A 12,502-nucleotide genomic window follows, 5' to 3' on the forward strand; every position below is an offset into this window, starting at 1 on the left:
TCGTGATAAAAAATTGAATCAGCAAATTCTCGCTACGGCGAGAGGTTTTTCAGCAGACTGTTAGATGTCCGCAAACACTTCCAGCAGATTTCCGTCGGGATCACGGAAAAACAGCGTGCGATGTCCAAACGCTTGGTCGGTTGGCGGCGAGAGCAGGTCGACGCCGTGCCGGACGAGCTCGTCCGCGCACTGATCGACTTCGGGAACGGACACCTTAAAGGCCAGTTGCAGCGCCGCGCTGCCACGGGGAGTTGGAGCATCCGCCGCCGTTCGGCTAGGCCTCGTCAGCGCCAGCGTGTTCGCGCCCACCTGATACTCGATCCAGCTCGCCGAGAGCTCGCGTTGCAGCGGAAAGCCGAGGATGTCCTCATAGAAGCGGCGCATCGCGACCATGTCGCGCACGAAGATCACGGTGTAGTCGATGGCCTTGATGGCTCGAAACGGCGAGCCAGAGGAGGGGTTCTGGTCGTTCACGCGTTCTTCCTTTATGGATGGGCCGTCATGTCCGGCCGTTGCGAGTGTCGCATGGCCGGAAAGGCATCGACAACCGGATGTTTCGTGCGCCGAGATGAATCGCTTTGAGATGAGATCAGCCTTGCTCGCGCTCGGCCTCGTGTTCGGCCTGATGACGGCCGCGTGCGCCGCAGACTATGCCGGCGCGATCAGCGCCTATCGGCGGGCCCACGGCATGTCCGCGGTGAAGCTCGACGGGAAATTGAACACGGTTGCCTTGAAACAGGCGCAGGCGATGTCGACGAGCGGGTCGGTGAGCCATTCCGCGGGCGGCAGCTTCTTTATGCGCGTGAAACCGCTGAAGAAGCAGCGCGCCGCCGAAAACATCGGCGCGGGCTTCCTCACCTTCGCGGAAATGATGAAGCAGTGGGAGAATTCCGCCGGCCATCGCGAGAACCTGCTGATGCCGGGCGCCAAGCGCGTCGGCGTGGCCTTTGTCGACAATCCGAACTCGCCCTACAGAAAATTCTGGGCGATGGTGATCACGGACTGAGGTGAGAGCGGATCAGCTCCGCTTCGCCGTCCTGGTCGGCGGCGTCGACGGCTGCGAGCTGAACAGCTTCTTGAGGTCGTCGAGACTCTGCGACAGCCGCGGCCATTCGCATGAGAACGAGTTCTTGGCGCATTGCGCCGCCCTGATGCGCGCGGCCTGCTTGACCGGGCTTGCGACCGGCACCGGCACCTTCCCGGTCTCGCTGCGCAGCGACACCTGCTGGATCTGCCGCGGCGGCTGTTGCGATTGTTGCTGCTGTTCCTGCGGCTGTTGCTGTTCCAGGCGCTGCTTGGCGCTGAAGGCCGCCGCGATGTGCGAGCGGCGCTGGCTCTCGAGGTAGCCGGTATATTCCTGGTCGATCTTCTTCTGCTCTTCCGGCGTCGGATTCGGGCCGGCGATGTCGAAGGTGCGATCCTGCATGAAATCGTAATAGGTGTAGCCGCCGCCCACCTTGCGGCGCCCGGCAAACTTGGCGTTGCATTCGGCAAGCTGCGCGGTCTTGTCCTGCTTGGTCTTCGCCTTCTCGGCGAGATCGGCGCAATCCTCGAAGTCCCTCGGCGCGCTACGCCACCATTGCGCGTGCGCACACTCCGGCGCGAGCTCGAAGCAGGCGACGACCGCGGCGATGGCAAACGCCGATGAACGAGACGCAATCACGGACGAGAATCCCAGCACCAAATCAGCGGACACGATTTGCCCCAATTTTTGCCATTTTGGGGCAGCCTGTCACGCGGGAACCTGTGCTTCCCCAGTTCGTATCCAACTGTGACGGATGGGACACATCCATCAAAATTGCCGAGTGTTTTCAATATCGAATAATAGACTCTTCGCCGTCGGTCAGGCTGCTTCACGATGACAAGGAACTTCGGGACTTCACGGGCAACATCTCTGATGCGCAACGCGCGCCACCGCGCTCATTTCACCTTGTGCAGCAACGCGACGAGCTCAGCCTGGCGATGCGTGCCGGTCTTCTGGAAGATGGCCTTGAGCTGGTTGCGCGCAGTGGCCGGTGAGACGCCGATCTCCTGTGCGGCACCTTCGATCGAATCGCCGCGCGCGAGCTTGACGGCGAGGCGCGCCTGCGCCGGCGTCAGCTCGAAGGTGGTGACCAGGAGGCCCTGGTCGAACGAGACTCTGCCTTCGAGATCGCGGATCAAGAGGATCGCGCGCGCGCCGAGGAACGGCGAGCGGGCGGCAGGCGGCACCGGCTGCATCTGAATGACGATCGGCCGCTTGTCGCGTCGTCGCACCACGATCGGCGCCGACGACGGCAACGCCAGCAGGTCGGGGGTGCAACGGAGCTGATCGGTGAGCCCGGTCAATTCGGCCTGGGCATGCCGGTCGCGCAGCGTCAGCCGGCCGTGGCGGATCATCAAATCGGGGCCAAGGCAGGCCTCGGCCTGGCTGTTCATGCCGATGACGGCGCCGAAGCGGCCGACCGCGATCGCCGCGACCTGGATCAGATCGAGCGCGTTGGTAATGCCCGCGATCGCGGAGCGGCCGACCACCGTGGACAATGTCGCGGCCTCGGTGAGCCGCGCTGACACGCTGGCAAGCGCCTTGACCTCGTCGGCGTCGAACATTCCCTCCTTCGGCGTCCGCTGGATCGTCAGTCCCCACAGCGCGGAGCCGGCGCGGAAGCCAATGGCGGCAAACCACTTCAGCCCGAACTCGCCGAGACTGACATAGAGCGGATCGCGCAGCATCTCGGTCTCGGATTCGAACAGGTCGGCGTCGGTGATGACGTCGAGGCCGGCGAGCAGCCGCGGCACGCCACGCGCCGCGCGGATGTCGGTGAGGTGAAGGTTGTTGGGAAAATAGACGTTGGTGAAATAGTCGGTGATCGACGCGGTGCGCGGGATATCCTCGGTGCGGACGTCGCTCTGCAGCATCGCTGCCCCTGTGGCGCCGATTGCGGCGCAGAGCTCGTCCATGAAGCCGGGCCAGCCCGACGGATCGAGCACGACGTCGCCGAGGCGCCCGGTCACATCGTCAAGCTTGCGCAGATCGACCAATCCAACGCTCCTCCGGTTTGCCGGGACGGCCCGTTCTCGCGCATCGGCGCGTGGGCTCTTGCCTCCATCTCCGCGGATGGATTGTGCATTCCACCGGGCATTGTAGCCAAGGCCGGCGCGAAGAACAGCCGTGAATCTAGGACACGGCGCGCGGGAACTGCATCGAAAAGCGGTAGAATATGCGGCTTGCGGCCGTAAGCGCCTAAACCGAACGCAAATCCGGTCGACGTGGGGTGTTCGCTTCGCCACGCGCCACGCGACAGAATGCCGCCGCGGTGGCGACGACCTCCTCCACCGGCTGCAGATAGTGTTTCGACACCCATCGGCGCGCGATGTTGATGACGGCGCCGACCATGCCGTACGACAGCAGCGCGCCGTTGGCCTTGTCGGTGCGTCGGAGGTCGGTCGCCATCGGTACCAGGATGTTGCTGAAGATGCGCAACGCATCGAGCACGACGGCGTCCACCGCCGGGCTGATGCCCGATATTTCGAGCAGGAACACCCGCGCCGGCTTCGGATGCTGCTTCAGCCGCGTGAAATAGAGCGTCAGCGCTGCAAGCAGCCTTGCGTCGGCGTCATCGCCGGCGGCATCGGCGGCCGCCGCCATCTCCTCGTGAAGGTGGTCGACGACGTGGCCGTAGGCTGCGATCAGCAGCGCCTCGCTGTTGGCGAAGGATTCATAAAAATAGCGCTCGGTCAGCTCCGCCGCCTCGCAGATCGCCTTCACCGTGGCGACGCGGTAGCCGACCTCGCCATAGACCTCGATCGCCGCGTTGATCAGCCGCAGCCGCCGCTCACTGCGGCGTTCGTCGGCGTCCATACCGCCATACAGGCGGGCTTTCCGGCTGGTTCCCATGAAAGTGTATTGACATGACGCATTGTCAGATGTCAAGTTATCTGACAAGATAGATTGTCAAAACGGGAGGTGCAGGCGTGTCCAGTCATGTCGACGTGTTGATCGTAGGTGCGGGCCTCTCCGGCATCGGCGCCGGCTATCATTTGCAGAAGAACTGCCCGGACCGCAGCTACGCCATCCTCGAAGGACGCGACTGCATCGGCGGCACCTGGGACCTGTTCCGCTATCCCGGCATCCGCTCCGACTCCGACATGTACACGCTGGGCTATTCGTTCCGGCCGTGGACGGAAGCCAAGGCGATCGCCGACGGGCCGTCGATCCTGAACTATGTGCGCGAGACCGCGCGCATCTACGGCATCGACAAGAAGATCCGCTTCAACCACCGTGTCGTCAGCGCCGACTGGTCGTCGGCGGACTCGCAATGGACGGTCACGGTCGAGCGGGGTGCGGAGAAGGCGATCGAGCGCTTCACCTGCAACTTCCTGTTCATGTGCAGCGGCTACTACAAATACGCCAAGGGCTACACGCCCGATTTCCCCGGCATTGCCGATTTCGCCGGCCGCGTCGTCCATCCGCAGCAATGGACCGACGACATCGACTATGCGGGCAAGAAGGTGGTGGTGATCGGCAGCGGCGCGACCGCGGTCACGCTGGTGCCGGAGATGGCCAAGCGAGCGGCGCATGTCACGATGCTGCAGCGCTCGCCGACCTACGTGGTCTCGCGCCCCGACAAGGACAAGGTCGCTGACTGGCTGCGGGCGCGGCTGCCGGCCAAGCTCGCCTACGGCATTACGCGCTGGAAGAATGTGCTGTGGGGCATGTATTTCTACCGGCTCTGCAAGCGCGATCCGGAGCGCGTCAAGAAGCTGATCCTCGGCGGCGTGCGCCACGCGCTCGGTCCGGACTACGACGTCGCGACCCATTTCACGCCGCGCTACAAGCCGTGGGACCAGCGGCTCTGCCTGGTGCCGAACGGCGACCTGTTCGACTCGATCCGCAGCGGCCAATCGTCGGTGGTCACCGACCAGATCGACAGCTTCACCGCTGCCGGGATCAAGCTGAAGTCGGGCAAGCAGCTCGACGCCGACATCGTGGTGACGGCGACCGGGCTCGATCTCGAGGTGCTCGGCGGGCTTAACGTCAGCGTCGACGGCGCGCGCGTCGATTTCTCCAAGACCATGAACTACAAGGGGCTGATGTATTCGGGCGTGCCGAACCTCGCGTCCGCCTTCGGCTACACCAACGCGTCCTGGACGCTGAAATGCGACCTGACCTGCGAATATGTCTGCCGCATGCTCAACTACATGAAGGCCAACGGCTACGCGCAAGTTACGCCGCGGCGGAACGACCCGAGCATCACCGAAATGCCGTGGGTGGATTTCTCCTCCGGCTATGTGCAACGCGCCATGGAGAAATTTCCGAAGCAGGGCTCGCGCCGGCCGTGGCGACTCTACCAGAACTACGCGCTCGACATCGTCAGCCTGAAATTCGGCTCGATGAAGGATGAGGCGATCGAGTATCTGCCGGCCCGCCGCTCCGCCACCGCGGCCGGCTCAGCGTCGAAACCGGCCGAACAGGCGGCGTAGAGCGTTTTCGAGCGAAAGCCTGTCCTGGACTTGATCCGGGATGGATACCGGTTCGCGTGAAGAAAACGCGTCAAAACAAGAATCTGGAGCTTCGCTTCTGATGCAATCAGAACCGTAGCTCCAGGAACCGGCCTCGTCTCTCGCGCCGTGCGCGATGCGCGCGGTGACGCCGCTATGCAACTTCATATGACAGACGCCGACGCAGGCTGGCGATCAGCCGACGTGTCTGCTATGGGATGGCCACGCCCGCGCTTCGCGTCGCGGGTTCGCGGTCCCGTAGCTCAGCCGGATAAAGCGACGGTTTCCTAAACCGAAAACGGCACTGCATTCGCCTCAAAAACAATAACAACACTTCGCTCCGCTACGTGTCACGTTATCGTCCATGAGCCGTCAATAACCCTCGCTTGGTAGCGCGGGCAGGGTCAGGATGGTGCGCTTGAGCTCGCGGACCTGAAACTGTGTGTCCATGAGCTGCTGGAATTGCGCGTACAGCGTCTCATTTCCGAGACTGAGCTGCGGCGCCATTTGCATTGCCGGCGCGGCGCGAAACCAATCGACTATGGCCCCGAAGTCGATGTTGCGGAGCCAATCGGCATTGGAGATAGCGTCTATCAGGTGTCCGATCCCATACGCGGCGATTCCGATCGCATAGAGCATTTCGATGATGATCAGGGCCATTAGCGGATCCCCCGTCCGTGACCAGGAGAAGGTACCCGATTCGCCCGCGTTTCGCTTTGTGGGTAGCGGGATTGCCCGACAGCAGCGCGATAAGAAAGCCGCGAAGCCCCGGGAGCAAGCCGGAGCATGGTCAAAAAAAACAGGCGGCACGTGGCCGCCTGTTCTGCGTTTAGTGTTTCGGCAACGAGAGTTGTGCGAGTTCTTTGCTGCCGAGATGTTTCTTCTCTCGCAGCACTTCATGCACGCACCGCTGGTTCACTTTGAACACCGCGGCGATCTCGTGCTGATGATAGCCGAGTGCGTTGAGGTGCCAGCAAACAACGGCTTCTGCCGGTTCCAAGTTGGATTTGTGCGTAATGGCCGTGTCTCCGTAATCGGGGCCCAGGCTTGACTTGCGAATCACCGCGTGATGACCTCAAGCTGCCTGAACCCGCAGGGGCGAAGGTCACGAAAGCCGGGCCAGCTCTTGCAGAGGGATGAGCCCGGTTTTTTCGTGGAGCCGCGAATCTCTCGCGCCACATGGAAACTGTACTCGGAACCGCAACCGCTTCGCGAGTCTTTCCACCGCTATCCCACCTATTCACAGGTGCTTGACGGAAAAGCATTTTTGCCGTTGACGGGTTACTGAGTCGGCACGCGACTCACTGCGGCGGCGGGCGCACCATCCGGTACGCAAGCGCCAGCACGAATACCGTGACCGGAACGACGGCCAGCCACATGGCAACGAACCCATCGGCGGACAGCGACAGTCCGAACGCGTTCAGCACAAATTTGCCTACCTCGGTCACGTCAAATCAACCTCCAACACTTTGGTCTCCCGCAACCGTTGCCGGCGATCCTCAAGCCGCTGGTGAGCGAGCGGTTTGAGCCGTTCTATGAGGGGTGAAAGATCGTGCCCTTTTCGACGTCTCGCCCCCTTTGGATGGCGGTATTTCACTAGGTACTGTTTCTTACGGAGTGAGGTCAGATACCGCTCCACCGTTCGCTCTCCGACCCCCATGCGCCTCGCGATTGTTTTGGCGCTGGGGAAGGGCAATCTCTCCGGGGCGTACCAGTGCGCCAAGATGTGGAGCACCACATTCAGCTCCTCGCTCGTGAGGCCGAGCTCGCTCTGATGAAACAGCAGCACATCCGGCAACGGCTGGTAGCCGGCAGCAGCCACGACGCCGAAGCGGGCCGAGACGCGGCCTCGTTCGTAGTCGAGATCATCAGGGAGCTCTGGGATGTCTGTTTCTTTCATAGGCCAAAACTAAGCAGAAAAGCTATGGACTGGCTACTCTGCTTCGCTTCTATACAGCTTTCTGGCGGCAAATAGCAGTCGACGGTTGACCGGCTTGGCTGTTCGTACTCTTTCTGTTCTCAAAGTCGGGACAATCGGCGAGGCCTGGCAACTCGGTTGGCGCATCACCGCACGGTGCGCATGGGGGAAGCGTGAAAGGCATGAAATCCATCCGCGCATGCGTCTACAGCTACGAGCTGGACCTCAGTGTGGACCCGCGGCGCCGTCTTCCCTCTCTCTGACCTCGGCACGCGCCTTAAATGCCCTAGGTGTGGCTCGCGCCGGGTTACGTCGCTTTTCCATATGCCCCGCGAACTGGAATCTCAGAGGGTGCGCGCGTGACGCTACTTGTCGCGGAACTGATGCAACCCTTAGGATGCCCCCGGGGCATCCATGGCGATCATCAGGCTGGGCGAGTTTCAGGACGACACGATCGTCCTTCACTTCGGTGGCTCATCGGGGAGCATCGACGCCTATACGCTTGCGGAAGCCCTGACAGGGTTTGCCGACACTGCCCTTGCCGTCAGCGCAACCATCGACCCCGGTACCGAGATCGAAATACTCGTCGAGGCGACCGGGCCAGGCAGCTATCGCACCAAAATCCGTCGAATCAAAAAGGACTACGGCGGGCTGCTCGCGATCGGCGGCACGGTGTTCTGGGGGGGTGTTTCCAACGTGGTCTATGACGCAACACTCAAAAAGGCCGACCCGAAGCCGGAGATCACCGTCACTACGGATGAGGTCGTTATCAAGCACGGCAATGACACGATCATCGTGCCGCGAAAGGTTCACGAGGCAACGGAGCACGTCAAAAAGAACCTTGCGGTGCAGCGTGGCCTATCCAAAACATTTGCTGCGCTTGACGCCGACAAGAACGTCACGGACTTCGGTATCACCGGCTCTATCGCGGACCCGGAACCGTTGATCCGCATTCCCCGCGCTGAATTTCCCGCAGTCGTCACGTTCGACGTTGTGACTGAGGATCAGCCGAAGGAGCGAACCGTAAAGGAGCGAGCTCGCGTCGTCGTCTTGAAAGCCTGGTTGAACCACGCCAAGCGAAAATGGTCGTTCGAGTGGAACGGCGTGCCGATCTCCGCTCCGATCGCCGATACGGGCTTCCTAGATAAGCTCGACCGGCGCGAGGTCTTTTTCGGTTCGGGCGATGCGCTCGACGTGGAAATTACGCTCAGGCAAAACTACGAGAATGCCCTTGGCGTGTGGGTCAACGACCCGAACTCCTTTGTCATTACCCGAGTGATACGGCCGATCCCGAAGAGCTAAGTTCTGGCTTGGTCTGCACTGGTTCGCATCGTATAAGGCTGCAAGGCATCGAAGATGCCAAACCGATGTCAAAGGAATTGGCGCACTGTTGTAAGTGGTTGGTATTTCAGTCCGGTCCCGTAGCTCAGCCGGATAGAGCGACGGTTTCCTAAACCGTAGGTCGGAAGTTCGAGTCTTCCCGGGATCGCCATTTTCAACGCCATAAGACGCTTTCGATTCCCGGCCACATAGCGATCATTTGCGGACGCTGGTCGAGGATCACCTCTCAAAACCGAATCTTGCCGATAATTTCGACCGTCCGTCGCGTTGCGCTGGACCACGAATTAGCCGTGAAAACCCGGATTCCTTCAATCTATGCGTATCGTGAGCACGTCGAACTCGGCGGACTGATGGCCTATTCGATCGACCTTGAGGACCTTTTGCGCCCCTCCGCAGCGGACCAAAGCAATCGCATGTCGCGGCTTGGCCCGTCTCTGACCTCCGGCGATGTCGGCTTTCCCGCCAGCATTAAGGGCCTAGCGGACATCAAATGTGCCCTGATCCGCTGGCGTAAGTACACGCCCTAGCTCTTCCTCGGGTGGCAGATGATCTGTTGGATGCTGTTGAATGGCGCCACGAGAGGCTTGGCTTTTGCGGGGACCGCATGATCACTCCCAGAGATAAAATCCGTCCCGATGGTGTAGGGCGGGTACATGGTGCATGCGTTCTGCATGCCGAACACAATCGTCAAGGACTCGCTGTCCTCCACTAGCTTCGAAAGATGGCCTTCCAGCGTATGTGGGTCGATCTCGGACATCGGGTTGCCCCGTTAATTGGACACAACGCGCAGCTTAATGGGGGGCGTGGTCAAACGCAGAAAAATCTGAGTGGCCATCGATTGGCCGACGCCGGAAATTTCCCGCGTGCCCCCGGCGCCGCCCCGTGGAGACGCCGCATCAGAATCCATCCAAGTAGGAACACATATGCGTTGGACCAGACTACCACAGCCCAAACGAGCCGGCTCCCGCCGTGTTCGTGCTTCAAGACCAAGAGGGCCCAATCACTGCCAGCCACAGCCTCCTCCTCCACCCCCTGACAGATCGCGGACCATTAGGTGGTGTGGACACTTACCGCAGCCAGAGAATGATAGCTGCGAGGGTGACGACCGCCCGATAATTTCGGGCGGTCTTTTCGAAGCGGGTTGCGACGCGGCGAAATTGCTTGAGCTTTGAGAAGCAGCATTCGACGAGATGGCGCTGGGCATAGAGATGCTTGTCGAGCGGGTATTTGAGGGCGCGTGACGGGTTGTTGGGGATGACGGCGAGCGCGCCCTTGGCGGCGATGGCCTGGCGCAAGTGATCGGCGTCATAGGCCGTGTCGCCCATGACGACCTCGGCAGGCAACCCCTCGATCAATGCGGCGGCTTGCGGTGCATCGCCCATCTGACCTGCGGTCAGGGTGAACCGCACGGGACATCCCAACCCCCGAACGGCCATATGGATCTTGGTGCTCAGACCACCGCGCGAGCGGCCAAGCGCTTGATCTTCAGGCCCCCTTTTTTCGCCCCGGCAGCATGCTGATGGGCTCGGACGATGGTGGAATCGACGATCAAGTATTCGAAGTCAGGATCATCGGACATCGCCTCAAAGATGCGGCACCAGACGCCTTTGGCGCTCCATCGACTGAAGCGCCGGAATACGCTGTTCCAGTCTCCAAACGCCTCCGGAAGATCACGCCAGGGAGCGCCCGTACGCACGATCCAAAGCACACCTTCCACGAACATCCGATTGTCGCGGCCGGTCGAACCCTTCTGGTCAGGCCGGCCTATGATCAGCGGCGCCATCCGCTCCCACGCCGCGTCGTTCAAAACCAAACGATCCATCACGCCCAAGTCTGCCTCCCCAAAAGCAGTCTTGAATCTGATTTGCGCCTAAAAGGGAATCCTTAGAGTCCACACCACCTAGAGCTGTGTCTAAGCCCTTCCAGTTGGTGCGATCAAGGACTGACCAACCGAGCCTGGCATAGAACCCGACAGCCTCTGAAGTGTAGAGGTACAGCCGCGAAAACCCTCGCTGTCGCGCTTGAGCCTCGATGGCTCGAACCAATACGGCGCCTGCCCCCTTTCGCCGATGCTCGGGGACAACGAATAAGCCTGCAAGCCAAGGCGACACATCATGGTTAGGCTTGATCTCTGACTCGACCAGAAGACATGTTCCGATCGGCTCGCCATTGGCCTTCGCCACCAGCGCTACACCACGGCTCTGATCCGAAACAAATTGCTCCAGCGACCTCAATTCCTGCTCGAAGGATGCTTGGAGCACTGAAAAGGCATTTGCGCGCCAGCGCGCGCAGATTGCCAACTCAGGCGTGCGGGGCTCCACGATAAAGGTCTGAATGTTGGTCATCTCTACGCCGCGGCCAGCCTTCTTTGTCTGGGGAAGCGACCGGCCCAATTAGTGTACCAACGGCGAGGCATCCTCGCGGTGCCGTGCCCGGTCTGCGGCGGCACCTCTCCCGGCAAACGGACGCGCCCAGCCCAATCATTGGCTGCGTCACTGCAGCGCCCGTGAAGGTTCACAGAATGGCCGCCGGCTCTTCACGAGGGTTTTGCTGGACGCTCAGTCGGCGACGATGGTAACGGCTGTGTGAACACATTATTACAGGCCTGATGCCGAAGCATTCCTCTTCTCCGTCCGCCAACCGCGGCCACACCCAGTCCCAGGCCCTGCAACGTGCCGCGCTCGCGCTGCAGATGGGACAATTCATCGAGGCCGAGCAGCTTGCGTTCGAGGTCCTGAAAGCGAGCCGGGCCGACGTCGCCGCCGCGTCGATCCTGGCGCGGGCGCTGTTGGCGCAGAACCGCGGCGAGGAGGCGATCGCGCCGCTCGAGCGGGTCGCGCGCCGCGCTCCGGATCCGGGGATCGAGACCCTGCTGGGTGCGGCACTCGGCGGCGCCGGTCGGCGCAGCGAGGCGATCGAACTGTTGCGCCGGACCACCGAACGCCGTCCGCCCTTCCTGCCGGCCTTCCAGGAGCTCGCGGGGCAATTGTCACGCGCCGGACGCATCGACGAGGCGGTCGCGGCCATCGAGAGCGCGCTCGCGCTGGCGCCCGACGCCGTCGATCTGCAGCTCGATCTCGCGCGGCTGCTGCTCGCTCGCAACGAACGCGGCAAGGCGCACGAGATTCTCACAAAGGCGCGCGCGGCGGCCCCGGGGCATCCAGACATCCTGACGGTGCTGGCGCGCGTGCTGCTACTCGATGGCGACTATGCCGCGGCCGCCGACCTTTACCGCAACGCGCTGGCGTTGCGTCCGGACGACGCCGTGACGCGCGCCGATCTCACCGCCTGCCTCCTCGAAATGGGGGACCGCGACGCCGGCGAGGCCAATCTGCGCCTGGCCTTGCGCGGCCGGCCGCAGATAATCGGCCGCGCCACCTATGCGCTGGTCCATTCGTCGCATGGCCGCTTCTTCTTCCGCCCGAGCGCGGTGGCGAAGTTTTTGAGCGAGCCGGGTTAGCCGCTGGTGCGACGCGCGCTAGGCATGCATGTATCACTCCGTCATTGCGAGGAGCGAAGCGACGAAGCAATCCATATCTCCACTTGCGGCGCCATGGATTGCTTCGCTCCGCTCGCGATGACGACCGAGAGCGCAGGTTGGGTTAGCTCCGCGCCCCCTGCCACTGATTTGCCCGACGACGCAAGCCCTGCTGCGAAAAATATTTCGGTTTTTCGGAATGGCAAATCAGTGTTAGGAATCCGCCCGTCTCACCCGAATGAGGGGCGGCTCGCGATCGTCACGAACGTGGTGTGGGATGCGGT

17 protein-coding genes and 1 tRNA gene are annotated in these 12,502 nt (G+C 61.9%); 8 read left to right on the plus strand and 10 right to left on the minus strand.

The genetic code is table 11. The annotated features are described in order from the left end of the window. Window positions 1–60: 60 nt before the first annotated feature. A complete protein-coding gene (locus tag ACFFWD_RS16660; protein ID WP_376966955.1) occupies window positions 61–474 on the minus strand; it encodes a VOC family protein in 414 nt (137 codons plus the stop codon). Window positions 475–583: 109 nt separating this feature from the next. Between ACFFWD_RS16660 and ACFFWD_RS16665 the strand changes: the two genes are divergently transcribed. Then, on the plus strand, window positions 584–1,006 hold the full coding sequence (locus tag ACFFWD_RS16665) for a CAP domain-containing protein (protein ID WP_376966957.1): 423 nt from the start codon (window positions 584–586) through the stop codon (window positions 1,004–1,006). Between the two features lie 12 nt (window positions 1,007–1,018). On the opposite strand, the gene ACFFWD_RS16670 is transcribed toward ACFFWD_RS16665, so the two are convergent. From ACFFWD_RS16670 to ACFFWD_RS16680, 3 genes are all read right to left on the minus strand, one after another. Continuing rightward, window positions 1,019–1,696 carry a hypothetical protein gene (locus ACFFWD_RS16670; RefSeq protein WP_376966959.1) on the minus strand — a complete coding sequence of 226 codons (678 nt, stop codon included), beginning with the start codon at window positions 1,694–1,696 and terminating at the stop codon, window positions 1,019–1,021. Window positions 1,697–1,920: 224 nt separating this feature from the next. Then, complete coding sequence (locus tag ACFFWD_RS16675) at window positions 1,921–3,021, minus strand: helix-turn-helix transcriptional regulator (protein WP_376966961.1); 1,101 nt, start codon at window positions 3,019–3,021, stop codon at window positions 1,921–1,923. Window positions 3,022–3,223: 202 nt separating this feature from the next. Next, window positions 3,224–3,877 carry a TetR/AcrR family transcriptional regulator gene (locus ACFFWD_RS16680; RefSeq protein WP_376966963.1) on the minus strand — a complete coding sequence of 218 codons (654 nt, stop codon included), beginning with the start codon at window positions 3,875–3,877 and terminating at the stop codon, window positions 3,224–3,226. A gap of 77 nt (window positions 3,878–3,954) precedes the next feature. Between ACFFWD_RS16680 and ACFFWD_RS16685 the strand changes: the two genes are divergently transcribed. After that, a complete protein-coding gene (locus tag ACFFWD_RS16685; RefSeq protein WP_376966965.1) occupies window positions 3,955–5,463 on the plus strand; it encodes a flavin-containing monooxygenase in 1,509 nt (502 codons plus the stop codon). 390 nt (window positions 5,464–5,853) lie between these two features. On the opposite strand, the gene ACFFWD_RS16690 is transcribed toward ACFFWD_RS16685, so the two are convergent. Beyond that, window positions 5,854–6,141, minus strand: coding sequence for a hypothetical protein (locus ACFFWD_RS16690; RefSeq protein ID WP_376966967.1), 288 nt, complete (start codon window positions 6,139–6,141; stop codon window positions 5,854–5,856). Between ACFFWD_RS16690 and ACFFWD_RS16695 the strand changes: the two genes are divergently transcribed. Beyond that, on the plus strand, window positions 6,125–6,532 hold the full coding sequence (locus ACFFWD_RS16695) for a hypothetical protein (protein WP_376966969.1): 408 nt from the start codon (window positions 6,125–6,127) through the stop codon (window positions 6,530–6,532). The two genes, ACFFWD_RS16690 and ACFFWD_RS16695, sit on opposite strands and share 17 nt — an antisense overlap. Before the next feature lie 250 nt (window positions 6,533–6,782). On the opposite strand, the gene ACFFWD_RS16700 is transcribed toward ACFFWD_RS16695, so the two are convergent. Both ACFFWD_RS16700 and ACFFWD_RS16705 read right to left on the minus strand, forming a co-directional pair. Continuing rightward, the gene (locus ACFFWD_RS16700; RefSeq protein ID WP_376966971.1) at window positions 6,783–6,929 is read right to left on the minus strand and encodes a hypothetical protein; all 147 of its coding nucleotides are present in this window, start codon (window positions 6,927–6,929) and stop codon (window positions 6,783–6,785) included. Next, entirely contained in the window at window positions 6,926–7,381 is a 456-nt protein-coding gene (locus ACFFWD_RS16705; protein WP_376966973.1) for a helix-turn-helix domain-containing protein, read from the minus strand. The genes ACFFWD_RS16700 and ACFFWD_RS16705 overlap by 4 nt, the downstream gene beginning before the upstream one ends. Before the next feature lie 432 nt (window positions 7,382–7,813). Here ACFFWD_RS16705 and ACFFWD_RS16710 point away from each other — a divergent pair, with 432 nt between their 5' ends. From ACFFWD_RS16710 to ACFFWD_RS16720, 3 genes are all read left to right on the plus strand, one after another. Further along, the gene (locus ACFFWD_RS16710) at window positions 7,814–8,701 is read left to right on the plus strand and encodes an LAPAL motif-containing putative phage structural protein (RefSeq protein WP_376966975.1); all 888 of its coding nucleotides are present in this window, start codon (window positions 7,814–7,816) and stop codon (window positions 8,699–8,701) included. 113 nt (window positions 8,702–8,814) lie between these two features. Then, window positions 8,815–8,891: transfer RNA gene (locus tag ACFFWD_RS16715), tRNA-Arg, on the plus strand. Between the two features lie 139 nt (window positions 8,892–9,030). Further along, window positions 9,031–9,267, plus strand: a complete 237-nt coding sequence (locus ACFFWD_RS16720; RefSeq protein WP_376966977.1) for a hypothetical protein — start codon at window positions 9,031–9,033, stop codon at window positions 9,265–9,267. On the opposite strand, the gene ACFFWD_RS16725 is transcribed toward ACFFWD_RS16720, so the two are convergent. The 3 genes from ACFFWD_RS16725 to ACFFWD_RS16735 form a co-directional block, all read right to left on the minus strand. Beyond that, window positions 9,264–9,497: a hypothetical protein gene (locus ACFFWD_RS16725; protein WP_376966979.1), complete on the minus strand. Its 234-nt coding sequence runs from the start codon at window positions 9,495–9,497 to the stop codon at window positions 9,264–9,266. The genes ACFFWD_RS16720 and ACFFWD_RS16725 overlap by 4 nt on opposite strands. A 310-nt stretch (window positions 9,498–9,807) precedes the next feature. Further along, a protein-coding gene (locus ACFFWD_RS16730; RefSeq protein WP_376966981.1) for an IS5 family transposase occupies window positions 9,808–10,571 on the minus strand; the annotation gives its coding sequence in 2 pieces (ribosomal slippage) (window positions 9,808–10,227 and window positions 10,230–10,571; 762 coding nt in all). After that, window positions 10,495–11,085: a GNAT family N-acetyltransferase gene (locus ACFFWD_RS16735; protein ID WP_376966983.1), complete on the minus strand. Its 591-nt coding sequence runs from the start codon at window positions 11,083–11,085 to the stop codon at window positions 10,495–10,497. Before ACFFWD_RS16735 ends, ACFFWD_RS16730 begins: the two co-directional genes overlap by 77 nt. A 263-nt stretch (window positions 11,086–11,348) precedes the next feature. Here ACFFWD_RS16735 and ACFFWD_RS16740 point away from each other — a divergent pair, with 263 nt between their 5' ends. Then, window positions 11,349–12,200 (plus strand): tetratricopeptide repeat protein, encoded by an 852-nt coding sequence (locus ACFFWD_RS16740; RefSeq protein WP_376966985.1) that lies wholly within the window; start codon window positions 11,349–11,351, stop codon window positions 12,198–12,200. A 24-nt stretch (window positions 12,201–12,224) separates the two neighbouring features. Beyond that, a partial coding sequence (locus ACFFWD_RS16745; protein ID WP_376966987.1) for a hypothetical protein occupies window positions 12,225–12,502 on the plus strand: 278 nt, incomplete at its 3' end.

Source organism: Bradyrhizobium erythrophlei (assembly GCF_042430365.1).
Lineage (GTDB): Bacteria > Pseudomonadota > Alphaproteobacteria > Rhizobiales > Xanthobacteraceae > Bradyrhizobium > Bradyrhizobium erythrophlei.

What these genes read in the sequence shown, in the direction of transcription:
- ACFFWD_RS16735 (WP_376966983.1), bottom strand. Translation starts at nt 11,085, where the DNA reads ATGACCAACATTCAGACCTTTATCGTGGAGCCCCGCACGCCTGAGTTG.
- ACFFWD_RS16680 (WP_376966963.1), bottom strand. Translation starts at nt 3,877, where the DNA reads ATGGGAACCAGCCGGAAAGCCCGCCTGTATGGCGGTATGGACGCCGAC.
- ACFFWD_RS16665 (WP_376966957.1), top strand. Translation starts at nt 584, where the DNA reads ATGAGATCAGCCTTGCTCGCGCTCGGCCTCGTGTTCGGCCTGATGACG.
- ACFFWD_RS16690 (WP_376966967.1), bottom strand. Translation starts at nt 6,141, where the DNA reads ATGGCCCTGATCATCATCGAAATGCTCTATGCGATCGGAATCGCCGCG.
- ACFFWD_RS16710 (WP_376966975.1), top strand. Translation starts at nt 7,814, where the DNA reads ATGGCGATCATCAGGCTGGGCGAGTTTCAGGACGACACGATCGTCCTT.
- ACFFWD_RS16740 (WP_376966985.1), top strand. Translation starts at nt 11,349, where the DNA reads ATGCCGAAGCATTCCTCTTCTCCGTCCGCCAACCGCGGCCACACCCAG.
- ACFFWD_RS16695 (WP_376966969.1), top strand. Translation starts at nt 6,125, where the DNA reads ATGATGATCAGGGCCATTAGCGGATCCCCCGTCCGTGACCAGGAGAAG.
- ACFFWD_RS16725 (WP_376966979.1), bottom strand. Translation starts at nt 9,497, where the DNA reads ATGTCCGAGATCGACCCACATACGCTGGAAGGCCATCTTTCGAAGCTA.
- ACFFWD_RS16705 (WP_376966973.1), bottom strand. Translation starts at nt 7,381, where the DNA reads ATGAAAGAAACAGACATCCCAGAGCTCCCTGATGATCTCGACTACGAA.